The sequence below is a fragment of the Pseudomonas sp. c313 genome (assembly GCF_055407145.1).
In genome coordinates this window covers 742,833-769,010 of sequence record NZ_JBUZRD010000003.1, presented here as the reverse complement: position 1 = coordinate 769,010, position 26,178 = coordinate 742,833, and the positions used below count along the sequence as shown (strand labels likewise).

Sequence of the window (26,178 nt, the reverse complement as noted above, 5' to 3'; positions counted from 1 at the left end):
ACGGTCAGAAGCCGCATCGATTAGCGTTTTTTTAACCCCATATGCCCCTGCCCGTCGGCCCGAGGATGGCCGCTGCCCCTCAAGCCTGATAAAATCGCGCGCCTTCGCAGACCGTCCATGGCAAGGCATTCTGAAACCATCCGTTTCAGCATTCCCGCCGCATTCGGTCGTTACCCCTGAATCCCCCCTAAAGGCCTGGATCATGAGCAAGCAACCCTCCCTGAGCTACAAGGACGCCGGTGTAGACATCGACGCCGGTGAAGCATTGGTCGAACGCATCAAGAGCGTCGCCAAGCGCACTGCGCGCCCTGAAGTCATGGGTGGCCTGGGCGGTTTTGGCGCCCTCTGCGAAATCCCGGCCGGTTACAAGCAGCCTGTTCTGGTCTCCGGCACCGACGGCGTCGGCACCAAGCTGCGCCTGGCGCTGAACCTGAACAAGCACGACACCATCGGCATCGACCTGGTGGCCATGTGCGTCAACGACCTGGTGGTCTGCGGTGCCGAACCGTTGTTCTTCCTCGACTACTACGCCACCGGCAAGCTCAATGTCGAGACCGCGACCCAAGTCGTGACCGGCATCGGCGCGGGCTGTGAACTGTCCGGTTGCTCACTGGTAGGCGGTGAAACCGCTGAAATGCCGGGCATGTACGAAGGCGAAGACTATGACCTGGCTGGCTTCTGCGTCGGCGTCGTGGAAAAAGCCGAGATCATCGACGGCTCCAAGGTTGCCGCCGGTGACGCCCTGCTGGCCCTGCCATCGTCCGGCCCGCACTCCAACGGCTACTCGCTGATCCGCAAGATCATCGAAGTGTCCGGTGCCGACATCGAAAACATCCAGCTCGACGGCAAACCACTGACCGACCTGCTGATGGCCCCGACCCGCATCTACGTCAAGCCGTTGCTCAAGCTGATCAAGGACACTGGCGCCGTCAAGGCCATGGCCCACATCACCGGTGGCGGCCTGCTGGACAACATCCCGCGCGTACTGCCTAAAGGCGCCCAGGCCATTGTCGACGTGGCCAGCTGGCAACGTCCGGCAGTATTTGACTGGCTGCAAGAGAAAGGCAACGTCAACGAAACCGAAATGCACCGCGTGCTGAACTGCGGCGTCGGCATGGTCATCTGCGTAGCTCAAGAGCACGTTGAAACCGCGCTGAACGTCCTGCGTGAAGCCGGCGAGCAGCCATGGGTCATCGGCCAGATCGCCACGGCTGCCGAAGGCGCAGCCCAGGTGGAACTGAAGAACCTCAAGGCGCACTGATGTCAGCAACCTGTAACGTCGTGGTGCTGCTCTCCGGCACCGGCAGTAACTTGCAGGCTCTGATCGATAGCACGCGCACGGGCGACAGCCCGGCGCGCATCGCTGCGGTGATTTCCAACCGCAGCGACGCCTACGGCCTGCAACGTGCCAGGGACGCAGGGATCGACACCCGCGCCCTGGATCACAAGGCTTTCGAGGGCCGCGAGGCCTTCGATGCGGCCCTGATCGAACTGATCGACACCTTCAACCCCAAGCTTGTGGTACTGGCCGGCTTCATGCGCATTCTCAGCGCTGGTTTCGTGCGGCACTACCAGGGGCGCCTGCTCAATATCCACCCTTCGCTGCTGCCCAAGTACAAAGGCCTGCATACCCACCAGCGCGCCCTCGAAGCCGGCGATACGGAGCATGGTTGCAGCGTGCACTTCGTCACCGAGGAACTCGATGGCGGGCCTCTGGTCGTACAGGCAGTGGTTCCGGTAGAGTCTGCGGACTCTGCGCAGTCACTTGCGCAACGGGTTCACACCCAGGAACACAAGATTTACCCGCTGGCTGTTCGCTGGTTCGCTGAGGGGCGGTTGATTCTTGGTGAACAGGGTGCATTATTGGACGGCCAGTTACTTGCGGCCAGCGGCCACTTGATTCGAACCTAGGAGATTTTATGCGTCGCGCCCTGCTCTTTGCTTTTGCGCTGCTCACCCTGCCTTTGGCGCAGGCGGCAGACCTTCAGCCGTTCTCCGCCAGCTACACCGCCGACTGGAAGCAGTTGCCCATGAGCGGCACCGCTTCGCGAAGCCTGGAGAAAACCGCCAACGGCGCCTGGAAGCTGAGCTTCAAAGCCTCGATGATGATCGCCAGCCTGACCGAAGAAAGCACCTTGACCCTGGACAAGGACACCTTGCTGCCACAGTCCTACCACTTCGAACGTGGTGGCCTGGGCAAAGCCAAGAAAGCCGACCTGGATTTCGACTGGACCACCAAGATGGTCACCGGCACTGACCGCGGCGACGCGGTGAAGATCCCGCTGAACCGTGGCATGGTCGACAAATCCACTTACCAGTTGGCTCTGCAACATGACGTCGCCGCTGGCAAGAAGACCATGAGTTACCAAGTGGTCGATGACGGCGAAGTCGAGACCTATGACTTCCGTGTACTGGGTGAAGAGAAAGTCGAGACCAAGGCCGGCCAGATCGACGCCATCAAGGTCGAGCGCGTGCGTGACCCGACTCAAAGCAAACGCACCACCGTGATGTGGTTTGCCAAGAGCTGGGACTACCTGCTGGTTCGCCTGCAACAGGTTGAAACCGACGGCAAGGAATACAACATCATGTTGTTGGAAGGTACGGTCAACGGCAAGGCTGTGAAAGGCAGCTGATCCACGATCGATTAAAAGAGCCTCGCGAAATGCGGGGCTTTTTTTCGTCTGCAGGATATCGGCAACTCGGCGACCTGACTGCAACATGAAACTTTTGTCATAAAACTCAGCCACCTGCGACGCAATGTCGCGGTTTTCGGGGCCTCGGCGACTGTTCCTATTTCTGTAAAGGTTTGTTGCAAATCCTGGTTATTTACTTAGCAAGCTAACAAAACATATAACAAAGGCCTGCGACGACTTGCCGCAGACCAACCAGCGATTGGAGCAAGCATATGACTGTAAAAGTAACTGAACGCGACGATGCACATATGTCCCACGAAGGTGTAGCCAACGGCATACGTATCTGGGATGTCCATCAGCAAGACTTGCTGGTGGGAATGTTTCACTCCGAGACCGACGCCCATAACTATAAAAGCGAGCTCGAAACTCTGGAGATGAGACACCAGCCGCAAAGCGCCTGAAACTCTGAAATCCGGCGGGCACCCCGGCCCACGCAGCCGCAGTACCCGCAAACACAAACCCCGCCATTAAGCGGGGTTTGTTGTTTTCGGGCCTTATTGGGGCTGCTGCGCAGCCCAACGGGGGCCAAGCCCCCTCGCCACAGTGTTGTTTTTACAGCCTTACCACATCAGATCATCAGGGATCTGGTAGGCGGCGTATGGATCATCCTCATCCGGCACCTGGGTCTCGGTGAGGATGTTGAGCTGAACGATACGCTCCGCAGCCCGCTCCTGGATCTTCAGCGCCGCCTCGCGAGGGATCACTTCGTAACCGCCGCCATGGTGGACAATTGCCAGTGAGCCGTTGCTCAGCTTGTTGCGCATCAAGGTGTTGACCGACAGGCGCTTGACCTTCTTGTCATCGACGAAGTTGTAGTAGTCCTCGGTGGTCAGCTTGGGTAAACGCGAGGTTTCGATCAATTGCTTGACCTGAGCCGTACGGGCCTTGGCCTCGACCTTTTCCTGCTGCTGGCGGTTGAGTTCCTGGTCGCGCTTGACCTTCTCGGCCTGTGCTTCCTGGGCCAGACGCACCTGAGTGTCGTCCGCCTCGGCCTGGCCTTTATGAACCAGACGTTGCTGCTTCTGCTTGTCTTTGCCGACCTGCTTGGCCTGCTTTTGGTTGACCAGCCCTGCTTTGAGCAACTGGTCGCGAAGGGAAATGCTCATGGTGCTTACTCACTTAGGCAACTGCTCAACCGCAGCTGGACACGTTCTTTTCCTGGCGTTTGGCTTCGCCCCATAGGGCGTCCAACTCTTCGAGGGTGCAATCTTCCATGGGACGACGGGTGTCGCGCAATGCCTGTTCGATAAATCGGAAGCGCCTTTCGAATTTGGCGTTGGCAAGCCGCAGGGCGGTTTCCGGGTCGACCTTGAGGTGCCGCGCCAGGTTGACCACCGTGAACAGCAGGTCACCGACCTCGTCGCTAATGGCCGCCGAGTCGTTATCGGCCATGGCTTCCAGCACTTCATCCAGCTCTTCGCGGACCTTATCCACCACCGGCAACGCCTCAGGCCAGTCGAAACCGACCTGCCCGGCGCGCTTCTGCAATTTGGCCGCGCGGGACAACGCCGGCAAGGTTGTTGGCACGTCGTCGAGCAGGGATAACTGCTCCGGGGCGTCAGATTTTTCTGCGCGCTCCTCGGCCTTGATCTCTTCCCAGCGCTGCTTGACCTGCTCTTCGCTCAGTTGCGGGATATCCAGCGGCGCATACAGATCACCCGTCGGGAACACGTGCGGGTGACGACGAATCAGCTTGCGGGTGATGCTGTCGATCACCCCGGCAAATTCGAAGCGCCCTTCTTCCCGTGCCAACTGGCTGTAATACACCACCTGGAACAACAGATCGCCCAGCTCGCCTTGCAAGTGATCAAAGTCGCCGCGCTCAATGGCGTCGGCGACTTCGTAAGCTTCTTCAAGGGTGTGGGGGACGATGGTGGCGTAGGTTTGCTTGATGTCCCACGGGCAACCGTACTGCGGGTCGCGCAGACGGCTCATCAGGTGCAGCAGGTCTTCAAGTGAATACATCGATCAATCTCTGTCCGCTCATGGCGTCCGGTTGCGCCGGGTCTCAATAATGTTCGGCAACTGGGAGATTCGCCCCAGCAACCGCCCCAACGCGTCCATCCCCGGAATCTCGATGGTGAGGGACATCAACGCCGTGTTGTCCTCCTTGTTCGAGCGCGTGTTGACCGCCAGCACGTTGATCCGCTCATTAAGCAGCACTTGCGACACGTCCCTCAGCAGGCCGGAGCGGTCGTAGGCGCGAATGATGATGTCCACCGGGTAGGTCAACACCGGCACCGGGCCCCAACTGACCTGAATGATCCGTTCTGGCTCGCGTCCGCCCAGTTGCAACACCGAGGCGCAGTCCTGACGGTGAATGCTCACCCCGCGGCCCTGGGTGATGTAGCCAACGATGGCATCACCCGGCAACGGCTGGCAGCAGCCGGCCATTTGCGTCAGCAAGTTGCCGACACCCTGGATCTGAATGTCGCCGCGCTTGCCTGGCTTGTAGCCGGTGGCCTTGCGCGGGATCAGTTCCAGCTGTTCGTTGCCACGTTCCGGCTCCACCAGTTGCTGGGCCAGGTTGACCAGTTGCGCCAAGCGCAAATCGCCGGCGCCGAGGGCGGCGAACATATCTTCGGCGAGCTTCATGTTGGCCTTTTCGGCCAGCTTGTCGAAGTCCACCTGGGGCAGGCCCAGGCGACCTAGTTCCCGTTCCAGCAAGGTTTTGCCGGCGGCGACGTTCTGGTCGCGCGCCTGCAACTTGAACCAGTGGACAATCTTCGCCCGCGCCCTGGACGTGGTGATGTAGCCCAGGTTCGGGTTCAGCCAGTCGCGGCTCGGCGTGCCGTGCTTGCTGGTGATGATCTCGACCTGTTCACCGGTCTGCAGGCTGTAGTTGAGCGGCACGATGCGGCCGTTGATCTTGGCGCCACGGCAGTTGTGGCCGATCTCGGTGTGCACGCGGTAGGCGAAGTCCAAGGGCGTGGCGCCCTTGGGCAGGTCGATGGCGTGGCCGTCGGGAGTGAAGATGTAGACCCGGTCGGGCTCGATATCCACCCGCAACTGTTCGACCAGGCCGCCGATATCGCCCAGCTCTTCGTGCCATTCCAGCACTTGGCGCAGCCAGGAGATTTTCTCTTCGTACTGATTGGACCCGGCCTTGACGTCGGTGCCCTTGTAGCGCCAGTGAGCACACACACCCAGCTCTGCCTCTTCGTGCATGGCATGGGTACGAATCTGCACTTCCAACACCTTGCCCTCGGGGCCGATTACCGCCGTATGTAACGAGCGGTAGCCGTTTTCCTTGGGGTTGGCGATGTAGTCGTCGAATTCCTTGGGGATGTGTCGCCACAGGGTGTGGACGATTCCCAGCGCGGTGTAGCAATCGCGCATTTCAGGCACCAGCACCCGCACGGCACGCACGTCATAGATCTGGCTGAACTCCAGACCCTTGCGCTGCATTTTGCGCCAGATGGAATAGATGTGCTTGGCCCGACCGCTGATGTCGGCTTCGACCCCAGTGGCCTGCAATTCCGTGCGCAACTGGCCCATCACATCGGAGATGAAGCGCTCACGGTCGAGCCGCCGCTCATGGAGCAGCGTGGCAATCTGTTTGTATTGATCGGGTTCCAGGTAGCGGAAGGACAAGTCCTCCAGCTCCCATTTGATATGGCCGATGCCCAGGCGGTGAGCCAGGGGCGCGTAGATGTCGAAGACTTCCCGGGCGACGCGGTTGCGTTTTTCGTCATCGGCGGTTTTCACCGCCCGAATCGCGCAGGTACGTTCGGCCAGCTTGATCAGGGCGACACGCACGTCGTCGACCATCGCCACCAGCATCTTGCGCAGGTTTTCCACCTGGCCCTGGGTGCCCAGCACCATGGACTGGCGCGGGCTCAGGCTGGCGCTGATGGCGGCCATGCGCAGCACGCCGTCGATCAGCTTGGCCACGACGGCGCCAAAACGCTGGCTGACCAGCGGCAACTGAATATGCCCTTCGCGTACGCCGCGATAGAGCACCGCAGCGATCAGCGAGTCTTGATCGAGCTTGAGGTCGGCGAGGATCTCGGCGATTTCAAGCCCGGTACGAAAACTTGACGTACCTTCGGACCACAAATTCTTGGCCGCATTGTCTTGCTGTTCAGACTCACGAGCGAACTCGCAGGCTGCTTTCAAGGCTTCACGGTCCAGTGCCGGGTCGACACTGACGGCATGATCCAGCCATGCCTCGAGATTGATACTGCCGTCGGTGTTGATCGGCTGGTGTGCTCTCACCTGTACCATCTTGCTTACCTTCCCTACGACGCGCCTTCAGCGCGTCAAAATCGCTGACCTTTGTAACGCATGCTCCCTGGCAGGTCACGGCCCTGGAGAACGCAGGCCAGTCGGACTAAGCGAGCATCCTAGCTCGCTTCAAATAACGCCATCGCCTCGACATGTGCCGTTTGCGGAAACATATCGAGGATCCCGGCACGTTTTAGCCGGTAGCCTTGCTTGACCAACTCGACCGTGTCCCGCGCCAGCGTGGCTGGATTGCAGGACACATACACCAGGCGATCGGCCCCAAGAGCGGCGAGCTTGCGCACAACCTCCAGGGCACCATCGCGGGGTGGGTCCAAGAGTACCGCAGAAAAGCCTACATTGGCCCATTCTGCGTTAGCCAAGGGCTGGGACAAATCGGCCTGAAAAAACCGCACATTATGCAAATTGTTGCTCACAGCATTGGCAGCAGCGCGCTCAACCATAGCCTGCACGCCCTCCACCGCCACCACTTCCCGAACCTCACGGGCCAGGGGCAAGGCGAAGTTACCCAGGCCGCAAAACAGGTCCAGCACCCGTTCATCGGGCTTTGGCGCCAGCCAATCCAGGGCCTGGGCGACCATCGCCTCGTTAACCCCGGCGTTGACCTGGATAAAGTCCCCCGGCCGGTAAGCCAGTTCCAGATCCCATCGATCCAGGCGATAGCCCAGGGTTTGATCGGGCTCGAACGGTTGTGGCTCACCTTCGCCATGCAGCCACAGTTGCGCTTCATGGAACGTGCAAAACTCTTTCAGTACCACCAGGTCGGCATCCGACAGCGGCGCCATGTGCCGCAACAACACCGCGATGGACGAGCCACTGAACAGCTCAACATGCCCAAGAGCCTGCGGCCTGCTCAAACGCCGAAGCATGTTCGGCAAGCGTTGCATGATCGGCTGCAAGGCCTGTACCAGCACCGGGCAATCGTCGATACCGACGATGTCCTGGCTGGCGGCGGCGCGGAAACCCACTTCAAGTTTTTTGGCCTTGACGTCCCAGCGCACAGCCACCCGCGCACGACGTCGGTAGGCGAATTCCGGCCCGCTCAAAGGGGCGGCCCACTCCTGAGGTTCGACACCGGCCACACGGGACAGTTGCTCAGCGAGCATGCGCTGTTTCAGGGCAAGCTGTTCGTTGTGGGGCAAATGTTGCAGGCTGCAACCGCCGCAACGGCCGGCGTGTACACAAGGGGCTGGCCGACGCAGTTCGCTGGCGGTGAATACCCGCTCGGTGCGGGCCTCGACCACTTTGCCGTGGGCACCCAAGACCCGAGCCTCGACTTCTTCGCCGGCCAAGGCACCGGTCACAAACCAGGTACGGCCTTCAAAGAACACGATGCCACGGCCGTCATTGGCCAGGCGCTCGATGGTCAGGCGTTGCTTTTTGCCCACTGGAATTTGTGGGGCCCGGCTGCCGCCCGTCGGCTGGAAGCGCAGGCCTCTCTCGTGCTTAGCCATCAGTTAGGCACGTCAAAAATTCCGGTCGACAGGTAACGGTCGCCTCGGTCACAGATGATGGCGACGATCACCGCGTTTTCAAGTTCCTGGGACAAGCGCAACATCCCGGCCACGGCACCGCCGGAGGACACGCCGCAGAAGATGCCTTCTTCACGGGCCAGACGACGGGTGGTGTCTTCGGCTTCGCGCTGGGCCATGTCGATGATGCGGTCAACACGGTCGGCGTTGTAGATCTTCGGCAGGTACTCTTCGGGCCAGCGACGAATCCCCGGGATCGCCGCGCCTTCCATCGGTTGCAGGCCAACGATCTGGATCTCGGGATTCTGCTCCTTGAGGTAGCGCGAGGTGCCCATGATGGTACCGGTGGTGCCCATCGAGCTGACGAAGTGAGTGATGCTGCCCTGGGTCTGGCGCCAGATTTCCGGACCCGTGCTGGTGTAGTGCGCTTCAGGATTATCACCGTTGGCGAACTGGTCCAGCACCTGGCCACGGCCTTCGGCCGCCATGCGTTCGGCAAGATCGCGCGCGCCTTCCATGCCTTCTTCCTGAGTCACCAGAATCAACTCGGCACCATAGGCAGTCATCGCTGCCTTGCGCTCGGCGCTGGAGTTGTCGGGCATGATCAGGATCATCTTGTAACCCTTGATTGCCGCGGCCATGGCCAGGGCAATCCCGGTGTTACCGGAGGTGGCTTCGATCAGGGTATCACCGGGCGTGATCTGCCCACGTAACTCGGCGCGGGTAATCATCGACAACGCCGGACGGTCCTTGACCGAACCCGCCGGGTTATTACCCTCAAGCTTGAGCAACAGGGTATTGCTGGTGACGCCCGGCAGACGCTGCAAGCGGACCAGCGGGGTGTTGCCGACGCAATCGGCGATAGTTGGGTACTGCAAGGTCATGACGTATTCGCAATCCAGACTGCGGGGCGCCCATCATACCGGCAAACGCTGGCGGGCCATATCACGCAAAGTGCGGTTGATATAGCTGCAAGCTATAAGCCACAAGCGGCAAGTTGGGATCTTGCCGCTTGAGGCTTGCAGCTGTCGCTAGACCGTATCCACCTTCAACGAATGATCATTCAACATCCCATTGATAATAGTCGCCGTATCCGCCCCGCCCGCAATCACCCCGCCCGCCCCCGGCGTCACACCGTAATGGGTCGCCAGGTTGACCCCGGCCAGGTCGATGGTCTGGCTTGGTGGCGCACCCGCCACAGCACTTATATCGAGGGTGGTCATGCCCCCCACGACCTTGAAGTGCAGGTAGTCATCCAGCGAAGCCGTCGTCGCGTTTTCCCCTTGCAACAATTGCGACAGATCCAGCTTGTCGATACCCAGCACGAAGTCCGTGATGACGTCATGCCCAGTGTTGCCGATGGTGTACTGAAAGGTGTCAGCCCCAGTGCCGCCGGTCAGCGTGTTGTTGCCCGGCCCGCCAATCAGGATGTCATCGCCACCGCCACCGCTGAGGGTGTCGTTGCCCAGCCCGCCAGAGAGCAGGTTGTTACTGCCGTTGCCGATCAGGGTGTCGTTGAAATTGGAACCGATGAGGTTTTCCACCGCCATCAGGGTATCGGTCCCGGCGCCAACAGTGTTTTGCGCCACCAGCAGACCGAGGTCCACGGTCACACCGCCTGTGGCGTGAGCATAGCTGGCCGTGTCAATGCCTGCCCCGCCGTCGAGCAGGTCATTGCCCACTCCGCTGAACAGCAGGTCGTTGCCATTACCACCATGCAGTTGGTTATTGCCGCTGCCTGCGGTCAGCACATCATTGCCGTCACCACCGTTGAGGATATTGTTCCCCGGACCGGCCATCAGAATATCGTCCCCGGCGGTACCGTTGAGGGTATTGCCGTTCTGATAACTGATGCTCACGGCACCGCTGTCGCTGCCGCCGTGGCTGTCGTTGACCGTGTAGTTACCATGGAAGTCCGGCGAGAAGTCCTGGGCGCCGGCGTAGTTGAGTTTCATGGTCAACAGGTAATTCTGCGAACCGTCGACGTTGCTGCCGCTGGTGTTGATGATGTTGGTGATATGGATCTGATAGACGCCATTGGCCGCTGCGGTGATGGTGCCTCCGTCGGCGATGGGGATATAACCACCGCCATTGAGGGAGTACTCCATGGTGATACGACCGCCCGCCACATTGTGGTCCAGGTTGAGGGTTTCACCCTGCTTGAGGCTGACGGTAATCCGGTCTTCGTCATTGGCGTTGGCCGTGGTGACGCTGCCCAGATAGCCGCTGATCGCCAGCGTCGCGATGAGTGTCGCGCTATTGCCAGCGAATGACGACCGCACATCAGGCAGAATCTGGTTGGCGGGAACATTGTTGTGGACGGCAAATGCCTTGCTGCCCGTGCCGGTGAAGTCGGCACCCTTGGCCGCCCAACCGGTGGTGAAGCTGGTGGGCGTGGCCGTCAGCCGGTCATAGTTGGGGTCACTGTCGTTGAGCAGCAGCAACTCGCCGGGCACCACAATGGTGCTGGAGAAAATGTTGGTGATGACATGGTCATCGCCGGCAACCGGCGCCGCATTCGGGTTGACCTTGACCACCAGGCTGGAGTTGACCAGGTCGCCGTCATTGTCGCTCACCACCACTCCGAAGTTTTCAGTGATGCCCGTGTCCGTCAGCTTCGGCGGCGTGTAGCGGAACTCGCCACTGTCCATGTCCACCACCAACGTGCCGCCCTGGCTGGTGGTGATGGTGATGCTGTTGCTCAAGGTGTCGAACGTGCCATGACCGCCTGGCAGGTTGGCGCTCATTGAGCCCTGATTGCCCAGGCCTGCGGGGTCGTAGGTGTAGGTGATGCCATCCACCATGAGGGATTTGATAAAGCCGCCGTCGGCGCCAAAGGTGCCAGCGGTCATCAGGCTGCCGGTGACCGGCGCCCCTTGCACGGTGCCGGCCAATACCGCATCCAGGCCGGCGAGGTTAGTGACCACCACCGAGTTGGTATTGGTATGGGTACTGCCGTCATAGGCCACCGGGTCCAGGTAAATGCCGTTGACACCAGCGCCCAGGCCAATGGCGTAGGACTTGATGCCGTTGGCGTCGAGGAAGGCTTTCCACAGCACCTCTTCGCTCGCGTTGATACCGTCGCCAAACTCCGGATTGACCTGATCGCCAGGGTTGTTCGGGTTGTTGGTATTGGACAGCGTGGGGTTGCCGTCGGAGAAGAAGTACGACAGGTTCTGCGCCCCTGTCAGCTTGCCTCCAGAGGTGAAGGCCGTTTGTGCAGTGCCCAGGGCCGAGTCGTAGTTGGTACCGCCGGTGGCGCTGAGGCCGGTGACGATGCTCTTCGCGGTCGCCACATCCACCCACTGGCTGGTCAACTGCGTAGAGCCGGTGCTGAAGGTGACGATCTGCACCTTCACATCGCCCATCTCGTCGTATTTGGTCAATAGCTCGTTGATCGCCGCCTTGGCCAGGCTCAAACGCGTGCCGCCCGCGCCCGATGCATCATTCATGCTACCGGACACGTCGATGATCAGCAGCAGGTTGGAATCCACCTCGGTGGCCGTGACCGAGCGTTCGCTGGCCACCACCTTGGGTACGTCATCGACGATGCTCACCACGATGTTGCTGGTGACGGTATTGCCCTGGGCGTCGGTGGCCTTGTAGGCGAAGGTGTCGGTCAGCACATTCGGCCCATCGTTGGCGCCGGGCGACGTCTTCGGTGCCGAGGTCAGGGTGTAGGTGTAGGTGCCGTTTGGGTTGAGCAGGATTTGCCCGTAATTGCCCGTGGCGCTGCCCACCAAACTGAAACTCAGCGGGGTGCCGCCGCCAGTCACCGAGTCCACCAAGGTGCCAGTGGCGGTTTCAGCCGTTGAAGTCGGATCGCTGCCGATCACCGTGCCGGGCGCCAGGTCCTGACCGTCCTGATTCAGGTCCAGAGCCTTTTCATAAACAGTGACATCGTGGTCGGGAACTGCCTGCAGGCCGCTGTCGGTCACCTTGATGGTGATGGTGGTGGTGCTTTCATCGCCATCGGCATCGCGCACCGTATAGACGAAGGTGTCGGTGGCACCGAGCGGGCTGACCGAGTTCGGATAGCTGTGGTATACGCCGTTGCCGGCGGCATTCAGGGTCAGGTAACCATAGGCGCCAATGATGTTGGTACCCAGGCCGCCAATGGCCGAGGTAGTGATGTCGCCGCCGGCTCGCACGCCGACTACCGCGCCGGTCAGGGCCATACCATCGGCGCCACCGACATCGTTCAACAGCACATTGCTGGTCACCACGCCTCCCTCGATGACGGTGGCGGTATCGGCGTGAGCGATAGGCAGGTCGTCGACGATATTGACGTCGATGACACCCGATGCGGTGTTGGTATCAGTGTCGGTGGCCGTCACTGTGATCTGTTCGGTGATGCTGTTGGCGCCACTGGCATTGGGATGGGATTCATTGTCGAGCAAGGTGTAGCTGTAGCTGACAACACCGGTGATGGCGTTATAGCCGGTGATGGTCAGGGTGTTGCCATAACCGGTCGGGATCGACTGTGGGAATGTAGCCGCGACGCCGCCACTGACGACGTTGATCCCTCCCACATTCAGGGTTTGCAAACCATCGAGCGCGGTGACAGTAAACGTACCGCTTTGGGTCAACGCCGGAGTATTGGGATTGGTGCCGTCAATGAGGTTTTTTTCGTAGACCGTCAACTCGCCGCCGGTGACATCCAGGCCGGTGATGATGACGGGGTCGTTGTTGTTATGCACCTGCAAGACGAGGTTGGCGGTACTGGTGTCGCCGTCGGCGTCGGTCAGGGTGTAGGCAAAGGTTTCGGTGCCATTGCCGCCGCCGTGCAGGGCAATGAAGTCGGTGTCGGCGGTATCCAGTGTGTAGGTGTAAGTACCGTCGGCGGCCAGTACCAGCGAGCCGTAAGTCCCGGCAAAAGTCCCCGCTGTAACAGGACCGGTGGCGACACGATCAGCACCTTGCACATCGTTGCCGAGCACCGTACCGCTGAGGGTTTGCAAGCTTTCAGACGCAGTGTTGAGGTTGCTGTCATCCACCGCCTTGGGCACATCATCGACGATGGTGACGTCCAGCGAACCAGTGGCGGTGTTGGTATCAGAGTCGGCAGCGGTGACGACGAAGGACTCGCTGATGCTGTTAGCGCCAGCGCCGGTCGGATGGCTGTCGGTACCGTTGAGGGTGTAGCTGTAGCTGATCACGCCCGTGGTCGCGTTGTAGCCCGTGATGGTCAGAGTGTTGCCATAACCGGTCGGGATCGACTGTGGAAAACCAGCCGCTACCCCGCCGCTAACGACGCTGATGCCGCCCACGGTCAAGGTTTGCAAACCGTCCAGCGCGGTGACGGTGAAGGTGCCGCTTTGGGTCAAGGCGGGAGTGTCTGTAGCGCTGCCCAACGGCAGGTTTTTTTCGTAGACGGTGAGTTCGCCGCCGTTCACTTCCAGGCCAGTGAGCACAACCGGATCGTTGTTGTTATGCACTTGCAAGACCAGGTTGGCGGTGCTGGTATCGCCGTCGGCATCGGTCAGGGTGTAGGCAAAGGTTTCGGTGCCGTTGCCGCCGCCGTGCAGGGCAATGAAGTCGGTGTCGGCGGTATCCAGTGTGTAGGTGTAGGTACCGTCGGCGGCCAGTACCAGCGAGCCGTAAGTCCCGGCAAAGGTTCCCGGCGTGACGGGGCCAGAGGCAACTCGATCAGCGCCTTGTACATCGTTGCCGAGTACCGTGCCGCTGAGGGTTTGCAAGCTTTCAGACGCAGTGCTGAGGTTGCTGTCATCGACCGCCTTGGGCACATCATCGACGATGTTAACGTCCAGCGAACCAGTGGCGGTGTTGGTATCAGAGTCGGCAGCGGTGACGACAAAGGACTCGCTGATGCTGTTAGCGCCAGCACCGGTCGGATGGCTGTCGGTACCGTTGAGGGTGTAGCTGTAGCTGATTACGCCCGTGGTCGCGTTGTAGCCCGTGATGGTCAGAGTGTTGCCATAACCGGTCGGGATCGACTGTGGAAATCCAGCCGCCACCCCGCCGCTAACGACGCTGATGCCGCCCACGGTCAGGGTTTGCAAACCGTCCAACGCAGTGACGGTGAAGGTGCCGCTTTGGGTCAAGGCGGGAGTGTCTGTAGCGCTACCCAACGGCAGGTTTTTTTCGTAGACGGTGAGTTCGCCGCCGTTCACTTCCAGGCCAGTGAGCACAACGGGATCGTTGTTGTTATGCACTTGCAAGACCAGGTTGGCGGTGCTGGTATCGCCGTCGGCATCGGTCAGGGTGTAGGCAAAGGTTTCGGTGCCATTGCCGCCGCCATGCAGGGCGATGAAGTCGGTGTCGGCGGTATCCAGTGTGTAGGTGTAAGTACCGTCGGCGGCCAGTACCAGCGAGCCGTAAGTCCCGGCAAAAGTCCCCGGCGTGACGGGGCCAGAGGCAACTCGATCAGCACCTTGCACATCGTTGCCGAGCACCGTACCGCTGAGGGTTTGCAAGCTTTCAGACGCAGTGTTGAGGTTGCTGTCATCCACCGCCTTGGGCACATCATCGACGATGGTGACGTCCAGCGAACCAGTGGCGGTGTTGGTATCAGAGTCGGCAGCGGTGACGACGAAGGACTCGCTGATGCTGTTAGCGCCAGCGCCGGTCGGATGGCTGTCGGTACCGTTTAGGGTGTAGCTGTAGCTGATTACGCCCGTGGTCGCGTTGTAGCCCGTGATGGTCAGAGTGTTGCCATAACCGGTCGGGATCGACTGTGGAAATCCAGCCGCCACCCCGCCGCTAACGACGCTGATGCCGCCCACGGTCAGGGTTTGCAAACCGTCCAGCGCGGTGACGGTGAAGGTGCCGCTTTGGGTCAAGGCGGGAGTGTCTGTAGCGCTGCCCAACGGCAGGTTTTTTTCGTAGACGGTGAGTTCGCCGCCGTTCACTTCCAGGCCAGTGAGCACGACCGGGTCGTTGTTGTTATGCACTTGCAAGACCAGGTTGGCGGTACTGGTATCGCCGTCGGCGTCGGTCAGTGTGTAGGCGAAAGTCTCCGTGCCGTTGCCGCCGCCGTGCAGGGCAATGAAGTCGGTGTCGGCGGTATCCAGTGTGTAGGTGTAAGTACCGTCAGCGGCCAGTACCAGCGAGCCGTAAGTCCCGGCAAAAGTTCCCGGCGTGACGGGGCCAGAGGCAACTCGATCAGCACCTTGCACATCGTTGCCGAGCACCGTACCGCTGAGGGTTTGCAAGCTTTCAGACGCAGTGTTGAGGTTGCTGTCATCCACCGCCTTGGGCACATCATCGACGATGGTGACGTCCAGCGAACCAGTGGCGGTGTTGGTATCAGAGTCGGCAGCGGTGACGACGAAGGACTCGCTGATGCTGTTAGCGCCAGCGCCGGTCGGATGGCTGTCGGTACCGTTGAGGGTGTAGCTGTAGCTGATCACGCCCGTGGTCGCGTTGTAGCCCGTGATGGTCAGAGTGTTGCCATAACCGGTCGGGATCGACTGTGGAAATCCAGCCGCCACCCCGCCGCTAACGACGCTGATGCCGCCCACGGTCAGGGTTTGCAAACCGTCCAGCGCAGTGACGGTGAAGGTGCCGCTTTGGGTCAAGGCGGGAGTGTCTGTAGCGCTACCCAACGGCAGGTTTTTTTCGTAGACGGTGAGTTCGCCGCCGTTCACTTCCAGGCCAGTGAGCACGACCGGATCGTTGTTGTTATGCACTTGCAAGACCAGGTTGGCAGTGCTGGTATCGCCGTCGGCGTCGGTCAGTGTGTAGGCGAAAGTCTCCGTGCCGTTGCCGCCGCCGTGCAGGGCGATGAAATCGGTGTCGGCGGTATCCAGTGTGTAGGTGTAGGTACCGTCGGCGGCCAGTACCAGCGAGCCGTAAGTCCCGGCAAAAGTCCCCGCCGTAACAGGCCCGGCGGCGACACGATCAGCACCTTGCACATCGTTGCCGAGCACGGTGCCGCTCAACGTCAGAAGACTTTCAGATGATGTATTGAGATTGCTGTCATCAACTGCCTGTGGCACATCATCAACCACGCTGATATGCAACGCGCCCGTGGCCGAACTGTCGTTAGTATCCGTGGCGACGACGCTGAAGCTCTCGGCCAGGCTGTTGGTCCCGTCCGCGTTAGGGTGCGCTTCATTGCCGGTCAAGGTGTAGCTGTAGGTGACGACCCCAGTGGCCGCGTTATAGCCGGTAATGGTCAGGGTGTTGCCCAACCCGGTAACGATCGATTGCGGGAAGCCTGCGCTTACGCCGCCAGCGACCACGTTGATGCCACCCACATTGAGACTCTGCAGGCCATCCACCGCCGACACTGTCAGGCCGCCGGTACGGGTCAGTGCCGTGGCGTCAGGGCTGCTGCCATCGGTCAGGTTTTTTTCGTAGAGGGTCAGGTCAGCACCGTTGACGTTGATACCGCCGATCACCACTGGATCATCGTTGTTGTGCACTTGCAGCACCAGGTTGGCGGTGCTGGTATCGCCGTCGGCGTCGGTCAGGGTGTAGGCGAAAGTCTCCGTGCCATTGCCGCCGCCATGCAGGGCAATGAAGTCCGCGTCGCCCGTGTTCAACGTGTAGATGTAGCTGCCGTCAGCCTGCAGGACCAGGGTGCCGTATTCCCCGGCAAACGTACCGCCGACGATCGGGCCGCTGGCGACACGGTCGGCGCCTTGCACGTCGTTGCCCAACACATTGCCAGTGAGGATCAATTGGCTTTCCGAAGCACTGCCTTCGGGGGTGTCGTTGATGGCTCTGGGCACGTCATCGATAACCGTGACATCCAGCAAACCTGTGGCCGAGTCGCCATCGCTGTCGGTGGCGACCACGCTGAACTGTTCGTCCAGGCTGTTGGTACCACCGCCCGCCGAATGGGCCTCATTGCCAGTCAAGGTATAGCTGTAGCTGATCACCCCTGTGGCTGAGTTATACCCGGTGATGCTCAAGGTGTTGCCCAGCCCGGTGGTGATGCTTTGCGGAAAGCCGCTGGCCACGCCGCCGCTGACGACACTGATCCCGCCCACCGTCAGGCTCTGCAAACCATCGGGTGCCGAGACACTGAAGGTGCCGGTTTGCACCAGCGCCGCCGGATTGCTCGCTGAACCCAAGGCCAGGTTGGCCTCGTTGACGGTCACTTCACCGCCTTCGACCGTCAACCCGCTCAATGTCACCGGGTTATCGGGTGGCAGGACCGGTGGCGGCGCAACCACGGAGGTGTCGTTGCCGGTATCGGGCTCTCCCGCGACCTGGAATAGCGGAAACTCGGGAATCCCACCAAAGCCTGCCGTCGGAAAGCCTATGACCGGTTCCACGCGCCCAGCCACCTCCGTCAGCAGCACAAAGGAATGCCCGCCACCCAAGGCGCCAGAAGCGTTGGTACCGGTGGGGCCGGCAGCGGTGGCTTCGCCGGTTTGGGTCGGGTCGGCGCCGGCGGCAATAGCTTTTTGCAGCTGCTGGACATCGGTCAGCATCGCCTCGGTGGGCGTCACGCTGTCGGGCGTGTTGACCTGGGGCGCCTGGCTTGCCAGCAATTGCGGTGACAGGCTCATGCTGCTGTCGCGCCCAAGGGTCAGTTCATGGCCGTTTTGCAAGTGCACCGCCACCGCGCCAGCAGCACCGGTCTGCAGTTGCTCGCCAGCGAACAGGCGGTCGCCTTCGGTCAGGGCACGGCGGCTGCCATCCCCCGCGACGGCAAAGACTTCCCCAACGATCTTGCTGACAACACCGATTAACTTAGCCATGTGCTCTTCTCCATGTCCGACCCAGGTCGGCACATCGGTTACGTGCACAAATGCAGCGGAGTCATGAATCACCAGGCCGGCGACTGGAGGGCTCTCGGCATACCGTAAGCAGTGGCACAAAACTGAATCAAATCAAGCTCAGCCAACACCTGCACATCTGCTAAAAGAACCACCCTAAAAGGCAAGTGACAAAAAACCGTCACTATGAAATTCCTTTTTTTCCTCTCAACCTTCACCCGATTGCATTTGCGATTGAACTTTCCTTGAGCCCGAAAACGCGCCCTAGCGCTTAAAATTCAAGGCCTATGGTTTGAACAATGTATTGCTTCAGGCCGAACGCATAAGTTTTTTTGTGCATAATCATTATGAGAAATTCTTCTTAGCTTGCCCCGCAAATGTTCTTAGCTGTGTTGTTACAAGCCTGAGACGGTTTGACCATTAAAATTCGTCAAATAAATGACGACAAGCTAGCAACACTGACAGCGGGAGATGTACCCCATGCGCGTTTTGACCCCACTCTGCAGCGCGATTCTGATCGCCATGGCCTGCGCCAATACCCAAGCCATGTCGCTGACCCAAGCGATCCAAAGCACTCTGGACAGCCATCCGGAACTGAACGCCAGCCGCAACAACCGGCTCTCGGCCGATGAGGATGTGAAAGTCGCCCGGGGCGGTTTCTACCCCAGCCTCGACCTCAACGCCGCCTATGGCCGCGGCTATAGCGACAACAGCACCACACGGGCGCGAGGGAACAACCACAATACGCAGACCGACAACTACACCCAGTCGGAACTGCGCTTGCGGCAAATGCTCTTTGACGGTTTCAACACCTCCAACGAAGTGCAGCGCACGGGCGCAGTGGTCAATTCCAGAGCCTATTACACCCGTGGCACCGCCGAGAGCCTGGCCTTGCGTACCACCGAGGTGTACCTGGAAGTGCTGAAACGGCGGGAGTTGCTGACCCTGGCAAAAAACAACCTGCAGGCGCACCTGCGGGTCAATGACCAGATCGGCCTGCGCACTCAGCGCGGCATCGGCAGCACCGCCGACAGCGATCAATCCACTGCCCGTCGGGCCCTGGCGGAAAACAACTACCAGACGGCGATGGTCGACCTGCAGGACGCCGAGTCGAATTTCTTCAGCGTTGTCGGTCGTCTGCCCGATGAGCTGGAAGGCCCGGCCTCGATCAAGGGAGAACTGCCCGCTGACATGCTCGGCGCAAGGCAAAGCATGCTAGAAAACAACCCCTACCTGAAATCCGCCCAGGCCGATGTGATGGCTGCCGAAAGTCAGTACGAAGTGGCCAAATCGCCGTTCTACCCGCGCTTCGATGCCGAAGCGGCGGTGGGCGCCAACAACAATGTGCAGGGTGATCTCGGCCACGACAATGAATGGCGGGTCGGCGTGGTGATGAACTACAACCTGTTCCGTGGCGGCAGCGACAAGGCCCGCCTGGCGTCGGACTCCCACAAGATCAACCAGGCCATGGACATCCGCAACAACGCCCTGCGCATGCTCAACGAAAACCTCTCGCTGGCCTGGCATGCGATGGACAACGCGCGCGTGCAGACCCCCACCGCGCGGGAATACGCCGAAACCACCCAACGGGTGCGAGCGGCCTACCAGGATCAGTTCGGCCTTGGCCAACGCACCCTGCTCGACCTGCTGGACAGTGAAAACGAGCTGTACAACGCCAACCGCCGCTACACCGAAGTGCGCTACACCGAAGAGTTCTCCATGTACCGCGTGCTGGCCAACATAGGCGAGTTGCTGAACAAGGAACGCGTGGTGGTGCCGGCCGAAGCCATTGCCCAGTCGGAAGTCAGAAGCGATGCCCACTTGCCTGAAATGAAGTAGCCCTAAGCCGTGGAGCACACCGCCGTGACCCAAATGGAACCGTTGAACACCGGCAGCGACCCGCGCCAGAGCTTTGATGACCCGCTGCTCGACGGTCTGCTGATCCTCTGCAAACTGCACGGCTGCACCGTCAGCCGTTCCAGCCTGAGTGCCGGTTTGCCGTTGGCGCAACAGCGCCTGAGCCTGGAGTTGTTGCCACGGGCTGCGGCGCGGGCCAGTTTGCAAGCGCGGTTACTGCGTCGCGAGTTGGGAGCGATTTCAGCGTTGAACCTGCCGGTCTTGCTGATACTCAAGGACGGCCGCTGCGCCGTCCTCAGACGCTGGAGCGAAGATGACCAGGCGCTGATTTTGCCCAGCGAGGCCGAAGGTGGCGAGCAATGGGTCAGCCGCGAAGAGCTGGCCGAGGCCTACAGCGGCCAGGCCTTGTTCGCCCGCCCCCGTCACGAAATCGAAGACCTGCGCGCGCCCCTGGTGCCTCGGGTTGAAGCCTGGTTTCGCGACACCCTGAAACTGTCCCGCTGGCTCTACAGCGATGCGATTCTCGCCAGTTTTCTGATCAACCTGCTGGGGCTGATGGTGCCGCTGTTCGTCATGCAAACCTACGACCGCGTGGTACCCAACCAGGCGGTCTCGACCTTGTGGGTGCTGGCCATCGGGTTGTTGATCGGCACCGGTTTTGAGTTGGTGCTGCGGGTGGTACGCGCCCATTTACTGGACACTGCCGGCAAGAAGACCGATGTAATTCTTTCCGCTACCTTGTTCGAACGCATCACCGGCATGTCGATGAAGGCCCGACCCGCGACCATCGGCGGCTTCGCCCAGAGCATCCATGACTTCCAGGGCCTGCGGGAATTCCTCACCGCCGTGACCCTCACCAGCCTGATCGACCTGCCCTTCGCCGTGCTGATGCTGGTGGTGATCGGCCTGTTGGGCGGCTGGCTGGTGATCATCCCACTGTGTGCGTTTCCGCTGACCATCCTCTTTGCCCTGATCATCCAGACTCGCCTGCGCGATACCGTGCAAAAAAGCCTGGCCCTGGGGGCTGAACGCCAGGCCCTGTTGATCGAAACCCTCGGTGGCCTGGAAACCCTCAAGGCCTGCAGCGCCGAAAGCGAACGCCAGCACCAGTGGGAAAGTACCCACGGCGCGCTCACCCGCCTCGACAGCCACGCGCGCAATCTGTCGGCGCTGGCAACCAACGGCACGCTATTTATCCAGCAGTTTTCCGGGATGGCGACCATCGTCGCCGGGGTCTACAGCATCATTGCCGGCAACCTCAGCGTCGGTGCGCTGGTGGCGACTTACATGCTCGGCAGCCGGGTATTGGCGCCGCTGGGGCAGATCGCCGGGTTGATCACCCGCTACCAACAGGCACAACTGACCATGCGCAGCACTGACGCGCTGATGTCCTTGCCCCAGGAGCGCGACCCGCACCAGCGCCCGCTGGAGCGCACACAATTGACCGGAGCGCTGGAAGTCAACCAAGTGACCTTCCGCTACGCCGGGCAAAACGCCCCGGCCCTGGCCACTATCAGTTTCAGCCTCAAGGCCGGCGAACGCGTCGGCATCATCGGCCGTAGCGGCTCGGGCAAAAGCACACTCGGGCGACTGGTGATGGGTTTTTATGCGCCCGATGAAGGCCAACTGCTGCTGGACGGCCTCGACCTGCGGCAACTGGATGTGGCCGACCTGCGTCAGCAAGTGGGTTACGTCGCCCATGACCTGCCACTGCTGGCCGGTAGCTTGCGCGATAACCTGACCCTCGGCGCCCGCTACATCAGCGACGCGCGGATGCTCGAAGTCGCCGAATTGACCGGTGTCAGCGAACTGGCCCGCCAACACCCGCAGGGCTTCGACCGCCCGGTGGGCGAGCGCGGCCAGCTGCTTTCCGGCGGCCAGCGCCAGGCAGTGCTGCTGGCGCGGTCGCTGCTGCTCGACCCGCCGATCCTGCTGCTGGACGAGCCCACAAGCGCCATGGACAACAGCAGCGAAGACCTCCTGCGCCAGCGCCTGGAACACTGGATCAAGGGCAAAACCTTGCTACTGGTGACCCACCGCACCTCGATGCTCAGCCTGGTGGATCGTCTGATCGTTCTGGACAACGGCCGGATCGTTGCCGATGGCCCGAAAGAAAGCGTCATCGATGCACTGCGCAAGGGCCGTGTCGGCTCGGCGGCGGTCTAGGAGCCCGACCATGTCAGCGACTACCGATTCACGGGGCTATTTCTCAAGCTTTGGCAAAAGCGCCGAAAGCGAATTCTTGCCCGAAGTGGCCGGCGCCTCGCTGCAGGATTCGCCACGAGGCTCGCGCATCACCGTGTGGCTCACCGCCGCCCTGATTATCAGCGCCCTGGTCTGGGCCAATTTCGCCGTGCTCGATGAAGTAACCATGGGCGAAGGCAAGGCCATCCCATCGAGCAAGGTGCAAGTGATCCAGAATCTGGAGGGCGGTATCGTCACGCAGATTTTCGTGCGCGAAGGACAAATGGTCGACAAGGGCGACACCTTGCTGCAACTGGACGACACGCGTTTTCGTTCCAACAAGGGCGAAAGCGAGGTCGACCGTTTTGCCCTGATCGCCCAGGTCGAACGGCTGTCCGCTGAGGCTGAAGGCCGGGCGTTCAAGCTGTCAGACGAAGTGATCGCCAAGGCGCCGCAAGTGGCCGAGGACGAGCGCTCTTTATATGAACAACGTCAGCGACGCCTGAGCAGCGAACAACGGACGTTGACCGAACAACTGCGGCAGAAAACCCAGGAACTGGCAGAGTTTCGCTCCAAGCAGAGCCAGTTCAGTTCCAGCCTGGCGTTGCTGCAGCAAGAGATGAACATGTCGGCGCCGCTGGTGGGCACCGGCGCGGTGTCGCCGGTGGAAATCCTGCGGCTCAAACGCAGCGCTGTGGAGATTCGTGGCTCATTGAACGCGACCACCCTGGCGATCCCTAGGGCAGAGTCGGCGATCAATGAGATCAAGAGCAAGATCGACGAATCGGTGCAGGGCTTTCGTTCGGACGCGGCCAAGGAACTCAATGAAAAACGCACCGACCTGTCAAAAATCACCGCCACGAGCATCGCCATCGACGACCGAGTCAGCCGCACCACCGTGGTCTCGCCAGTGCATGGGGTGATCAAGCAATTGAAGGTCAACACCATCGGTGGCGTGGTCCAGCCGGGCAGCGACATGGTGGAAATCGTGCCCCTGGAAGACAACCTGCTGATCGAGGCCAAAGTTCGGCCGCAGGATGTGGCGTTCCTGCATCCGGGACAGAAGGCGATGGTCAAGTTCAGTGCCTACGACTACACCATCTACGGTGGGCTGGCGGCGAAGCTGGAGTTGATCAGCGCCGATACGATTACCGATGACAAGGGCAACAGCTTCTATCTGATCCAGGTACGCACCGATAAAAATCATCTGGGCGGGGATGCCAAACCGCTGTTGATCATTCCGGGGATGGTGGCGACGGTGGACATTATTACCGGGGAGAAGAGTGTGCTGGATTACTTGCTCAAGCCAGTGTTGAAGGCCCGGACGGAGGCAATGCGCGAACGGTAGATGTACACCTGACGGAATGCATACCCCCTCGTTCTACTCGCCAACGGGAAGTCCATTGCCGTGGTTCTTACGGAAGACTTCTTCGCCCATCGCCGCAATCTGTCCTTCGATCAACGCTTCAAACGGCTTCAACAACAGCTCAAATGAGGCCGGAGCTTCCAGAACCTGCAACGCCTGCACAATCGCCTCTACCGTCGACAATGCCCCAGGACCCGGCGCCTTGCGCAGCCGATAGCGGGAAACAGCGCCTTCGGCCAACGTCACCCTAGGCAGTGCCGCCAGCAGTGGATTGAGGTGCAGCAACTTGCGCGCCTTGCGCCAGGTGCCGTCGGGGACCACCAGCAACATCGGTTCGTCGGACGCCGTGTAAGACTGCAATGGCTGCGCATCCTCAGCGGGAAACAACAACCGCGCCTGATACCCCGGCGGGTTCAACAGCGCTGGTAAATCGTCAAACACCTCCCCCACCACCAACTGCGCATTCTCCAACCCCAACGCCGCCAGCCGCGCCGTATTCAAGGCATGGTTGACCTCACTGGGATGCTGCAACAGCAACACGCGAGTACGGCTGTCGAGGCTGGGGATCAGCGCGCATAAGCAATGGCTGGCGGGACGCATACAGCGTGGGCATTGGGGTCTGGGCATGGGGATCAGGCCTGGTTGAGCTGGGCTTTAAGCAAATCTCGGAAGGTCTGGATCAGCGGCTCGCGGCTGCGGCCCCGACGCATGATCATCGAGAACGGCGCCTGATAACCGAAGGTCGCCGGCAGTAATACCCGCAAGTCGCCCTTGTCGGCCCAGGCCTGGGCATAGTGTTCCGGCAGGTAGCCGATGTAAGCGCCGGACAGCACCAGAATTAACTGTGCCTCCATACTTTCCACAGTGGCGGCGCTGTGCTTGAAGCCGTGGCGCGCCAGTTCCGCCTGGCTCCAGTAACCACGGCCGACCATGCGCTGCTGGGTGATGACCTGTTCGGGAATGCGCCGCTCGTTGAACAACGGATGGCGGGAGCTGCAATACAGCCAGTGCTGTTCGCGATACAACGGCATATAAATCAACCCGCTCATGCGCGTGGAAAAGGCACCGATGGCCAGGTCCAGGCGATTGTCCTGTACGCCCAACTGCAATTCGTAGGGGCTCATCACCGACAGATGCAAATGCACCGCCGGATGCTCAAGGCTGTAGGCGCCGATCACTTCGGCAAACGGCAGCGCCTTGTCGCTGACGGTGGAATCCAGCACGCCCAGCTTGAGGGTGCCGCGCAGTTCGCCTTTGAGTGCGGCAGCGTATTGTTCGAAGCCTTCCAGCTCGCCCAACAGGCGCAGGGTTTCCTGGTGGAACAACTCGCCCTTGCTGGTCAGGCTGAAACCGCCTCGGCCACGGTGGCACAGCACCAAACCCAACGCGCCTTCCAGTTGGCTCATGTAAGTGCTGATGGCCGACGTCGACAGGTTGAGTTCGTGCTGGGCGCTGGCAAACCCCTGGTGCCGCACGACGCTGACGAAGATGCGCAAGAGTTTTAGGTCGGGCAAGGCGCTGGCCATGAGTTCTCCGCTTAAGAGCGTCCAGGGCGGCATTCCCACGTGGAGCGTGGGAATGATCACTGCGCAGTCTACCTCAGGCTTTAGTTTAGAAAAATATGAACTAAGTATTTGCCCACAGCGATTCTTTCCACCCTCGGCATTTCGCAGAATCGGCCTCTAATAAACAAAATAACGATGAGGCAATCCCGTGGACAAGATTTTCCACCAACCACTGGGCGGCAACGAAATGCCGCGCTTCGCCGGCATCGCCACCATGATGCGTCTTCCCCATCTGCAATCGGCCGAAGGCCTGGACGCTGCCTTTATCGGCGTGCCCCTGGACATCGGCACCTCGCTGCGCCCCGGCACCCGCTTCGGCCCCCGGGAAATTCGCGCCGAGTCGGTGATGATCCGCCCTTACAATATGGCCACCGGTGCCGCGCCGTTCGACTCACTGTCGGTTGCCGACATCGGCGACGTCGCCATTAACACCTTCAACCTGCTGGACGCCGTGCGCATCATCGAAGAAGCCTACGATGAGATCCTTGAGCACAAGGTCATCCCCCTGACCCTGGGCGGCGACCACACCATCACCCTGCCGATCCTGCGGGCGATCCACAAAAAACACGGCAAGGTTGGCTTGGTGCACATCGATGCCCACGCTGACGTCAACGATCATATGTTTGGCGAGAAAATCGCCCACGGCACTACCTTCCGTCGCGCCGTGGAAGAAGGCCTGCTCGATTGCGACCGTGTGGTACAGATCGGCCTGCGGGCCCAGGGCTACACCGCCGAAGACTTCAACTGGAGCCGTAAACAGGGCTTTCGCGTGATCCAGGCCGAGGAATGCTGGCATCACTCCCTCGCGCCCTTGATGGCCGAAGTGCGGGAAAAAATCGGCGGCGGCCCGGTGTACCTCAGCTTTGATATCGACGGCATCGACCCGGCTTGGGCACCTGGCACCGGTACGCCAGAAATTGGCGGGCTGACCACTATCCAGGCCATTGAAATCATCCGTGGCTGCCAGGGCCTCGACCTGGTTGGTTGCGATCTGGTAGAGGTTTCGCCGCCCTACGACACCACCGGCAACACCTCGCTGCTGGGCGCTAACTTGCTGTACGAGATGCTCTGCGTACTGCCCGGCGTGGTCCATCGCTGAGG

The 26,178-nt window shown here is 60.7% G+C and carries 16 protein-coding genes; 8 read left to right on the top strand and 8 right to left on the bottom strand.

All coding sequences use genetic code 11. The features are described 5' to 3' along the window. Positions 1-202 precede the first annotated feature (202 nt). The 4 genes from purM (at position 203) to ACZRKZ_RS13080 (ending at position 3,094) form a co-directional block, all read left to right on the top strand. The gene (purM, locus tag ACZRKZ_RS13095; RefSeq protein WP_463969817.1) at positions 203-1,261 is read left to right on the top strand and encodes a phosphoribosylformylglycinamidine cyclo-ligase; all 1,059 of its coding nucleotides are present in this window, start codon (positions 203-205) and stop codon (positions 1,259-1,261) included. Then, complete coding sequence (gene purN, locus ACZRKZ_RS13090; protein WP_463969816.1) at positions 1,261-1,911, top strand: phosphoribosylglycinamide formyltransferase; 651 nt, start codon at positions 1,261-1,263, stop codon at positions 1,909-1,911. The genes purM and purN overlap by 1 nt, the downstream gene beginning before the upstream one ends. An 8-nt stretch (positions 1,912-1,919) precedes the next feature. Further along, a complete protein-coding gene (locus ACZRKZ_RS13085; RefSeq protein WP_133101792.1) occupies positions 1,920-2,633 on the top strand; it encodes a DUF3108 domain-containing protein in 714 nt (237 codons plus the stop codon). A gap of 272 nt (positions 2,634-2,905) precedes the next feature. Further along, entirely contained in the window at positions 2,906-3,094 is a 189-nt protein-coding gene (locus ACZRKZ_RS13080) for a hypothetical protein (protein ID WP_463969815.1), read from the top strand. 159 nt (positions 3,095-3,253) lie between these two features. Here the strand turns inward: ACZRKZ_RS13080 and ACZRKZ_RS13075 are convergent, their stop codons facing one another. The 6 genes from ACZRKZ_RS13075 to ACZRKZ_RS13050 form a co-directional block, all read right to left on the bottom strand. Next, positions 3,254-3,799 (bottom strand): DUF2058 domain-containing protein, encoded by a 546-nt coding sequence (locus ACZRKZ_RS13075; RefSeq protein WP_149412132.1) that lies wholly within the window; start codon positions 3,797-3,799, stop codon positions 3,254-3,256. A gap of 25 nt (positions 3,800-3,824) precedes the next feature. Next, positions 3,825-4,658 carry a nucleoside triphosphate pyrophosphohydrolase gene (gene mazG / locus ACZRKZ_RS13070; protein WP_463969814.1) on the bottom strand — a complete coding sequence of 278 codons (834 nt, stop codon included), beginning with the start codon at positions 4,656-4,658 and terminating at the stop codon, positions 3,825-3,827. An 18-nt stretch (positions 4,659-4,676) separates the two neighbouring features. Next, a complete protein-coding gene (gene relA / locus ACZRKZ_RS13065) occupies positions 4,677-6,920 on the bottom strand; it encodes a GTP diphosphokinase (RefSeq protein WP_133101796.1) in 2,244 nt (747 codons plus the stop codon). A 119-nt stretch (positions 6,921-7,039) separates the two neighbouring features. Continuing rightward, complete coding sequence (rlmD, locus tag ACZRKZ_RS13060) at positions 7,040-8,392, bottom strand: 23S rRNA (uracil(1939)-C(5))-methyltransferase RlmD (protein WP_463981784.1); 1,353 nt, start codon at positions 8,390-8,392, stop codon at positions 7,040-7,042. Next, positions 8,392-9,294 (bottom strand): cysteine synthase CysM, encoded by a 903-nt coding sequence (gene cysM / locus ACZRKZ_RS13055; protein WP_133101798.1) that lies wholly within the window; start codon positions 9,292-9,294, stop codon positions 8,392-8,394. The genes rlmD and cysM overlap by 1 nt, the downstream gene beginning before the upstream one ends. Before the next feature lie 147 nt (positions 9,295-9,441). After that, on the bottom strand, positions 9,442-18,087 hold the full coding sequence (locus ACZRKZ_RS13050) for a retention module-containing protein (RefSeq protein ID WP_463981783.1): 8,646 nt from the start codon (positions 18,085-18,087) through the stop codon (positions 9,442-9,444). Positions 18,088-18,585: 498 nt separating this feature from the next. Between ACZRKZ_RS13050 and ACZRKZ_RS13045 the strand changes: the two genes are divergently transcribed. The 3 genes from ACZRKZ_RS13045 to ACZRKZ_RS13035 are packed head-to-tail and all read left to right on the top strand — an operon-like array spanning position 18,586 to position 23,494. Beyond that, positions 18,586-19,944, top strand: coding sequence for a TolC family outer membrane protein (locus ACZRKZ_RS13045; protein ID WP_463981782.1), 1,359 nt, complete (start codon positions 18,586-18,588; stop codon positions 19,942-19,944). A 24-nt stretch (positions 19,945-19,968) separates the two neighbouring features. Further along, positions 19,969-22,128, top strand: a complete 2,160-nt coding sequence (locus ACZRKZ_RS13040; RefSeq protein WP_463981781.1) for a type I secretion system permease/ATPase — start codon at positions 19,969-19,971, stop codon at positions 22,126-22,128. A 10-nt stretch (positions 22,129-22,138) separates the two neighbouring features. Beyond that, on the top strand, positions 22,139-23,494 hold the full coding sequence (locus ACZRKZ_RS13035; RefSeq protein ID WP_463981780.1) for an HlyD family type I secretion periplasmic adaptor subunit: 1,356 nt from the start codon (positions 22,139-22,141) through the stop codon (positions 23,492-23,494). A gap of 33 nt (positions 23,495-23,527) precedes the next feature. Here ACZRKZ_RS13035 and ACZRKZ_RS13030 read toward each other — a convergent pair whose 3' ends face one another. Both ACZRKZ_RS13030 and ACZRKZ_RS13025 read right to left on the bottom strand, forming a co-directional pair. Beyond that, positions 23,528-24,139, bottom strand: a complete 612-nt coding sequence (locus ACZRKZ_RS13030) for a tRNA-uridine aminocarboxypropyltransferase (protein ID WP_463981779.1) — start codon at positions 24,137-24,139, stop codon at positions 23,528-23,530. A gap of 5 nt (positions 24,140-24,144) precedes the next feature. Then, positions 24,145-25,038, bottom strand: coding sequence for a LysR substrate-binding domain-containing protein (locus tag ACZRKZ_RS13025; protein WP_133101804.1), 894 nt, complete (start codon positions 25,036-25,038; stop codon positions 24,145-24,147). A 187-nt stretch (positions 25,039-25,225) separates the two neighbouring features. Between ACZRKZ_RS13025 and speB the strand changes: the two genes are divergently transcribed. Then, positions 25,226-26,176: an agmatinase gene (speB, locus tag ACZRKZ_RS13020; RefSeq protein WP_463981778.1), complete on the top strand. Its 951-nt coding sequence runs from the start codon at positions 25,226-25,228 to the stop codon at positions 26,174-26,176. Positions 26,177-26,178: the final 2 nt, after the last annotated feature.

Bases quoted from the DNA above. Each gene is read 5' to 3' on its own strand.
- purM (WP_463969817.1), top strand. From the start codon at position 203: ATGAGCAAGCAACCCTCCCTGAGCTACAAGGACGCCGGTGTAGACATC.
- purN (WP_463969816.1), top strand. From the start codon at position 1,261: ATGTCAGCAACCTGTAACGTCGTGGTGCTGCTCTCCGGCACCGGCAGT.
- ACZRKZ_RS13085 (WP_133101792.1), top strand. From the start codon at position 1,920: ATGCGTCGCGCCCTGCTCTTTGCTTTTGCGCTGCTCACCCTGCCTTTG.
- ACZRKZ_RS13080 (WP_463969815.1), top strand. From the start codon at position 2,906: ATGACTGTAAAAGTAACTGAACGCGACGATGCACATATGTCCCACGAA.
- ACZRKZ_RS13075 (WP_149412132.1), bottom strand. From the start codon at position 3,799: ATGAGCATTTCCCTTCGCGACCAGTTGCTCAAAGCAGGGCTGGTCAAC.
- mazG (WP_463969814.1), bottom strand. From the start codon at position 4,658: ATGTATTCACTTGAAGACCTGCTGCACCTGATGAGCCGTCTGCGCGAC.
- relA (WP_133101796.1), bottom strand. From the start codon at position 6,920: ATGGTACAGGTGAGAGCACACCAGCCGATCAACACCGACGGCAGTATC.
- rlmD (WP_463981784.1), bottom strand. From the start codon at position 8,392: ATGGCTAAGCACGAGAGAGGCCTGCGCTTCCAGCCGACGGGCGGCAGC.
- cysM (WP_133101798.1), bottom strand. From the start codon at position 9,294: ATGACCTTGCAGTACCCAACTATCGCCGATTGCGTCGGCAACACCCCG.
- ACZRKZ_RS13050 (WP_463981783.1), bottom strand. From the start codon at position 18,087: ATGGCTAAGTTAATCGGTGTTGTCAGCAAGATCGTTGGGGAAGTCTTT.
- ACZRKZ_RS13045 (WP_463981782.1), top strand. From the start codon at position 18,586: ATGCGCGTTTTGACCCCACTCTGCAGCGCGATTCTGATCGCCATGGCC.
- ACZRKZ_RS13035 (WP_463981780.1), top strand. From the start codon at position 22,139: ATGTCAGCGACTACCGATTCACGGGGCTATTTCTCAAGCTTTGGCAAA.
- ACZRKZ_RS13030 (WP_463981779.1), bottom strand. From the start codon at position 24,139: ATGCCCAGACCCCAATGCCCACGCTGTATGCGTCCCGCCAGCCATTGC.
- ACZRKZ_RS13025 (WP_133101804.1), bottom strand. From the start codon at position 25,038: ATGGCCAGCGCCTTGCCCGACCTAAAACTCTTGCGCATCTTCGTCAGC.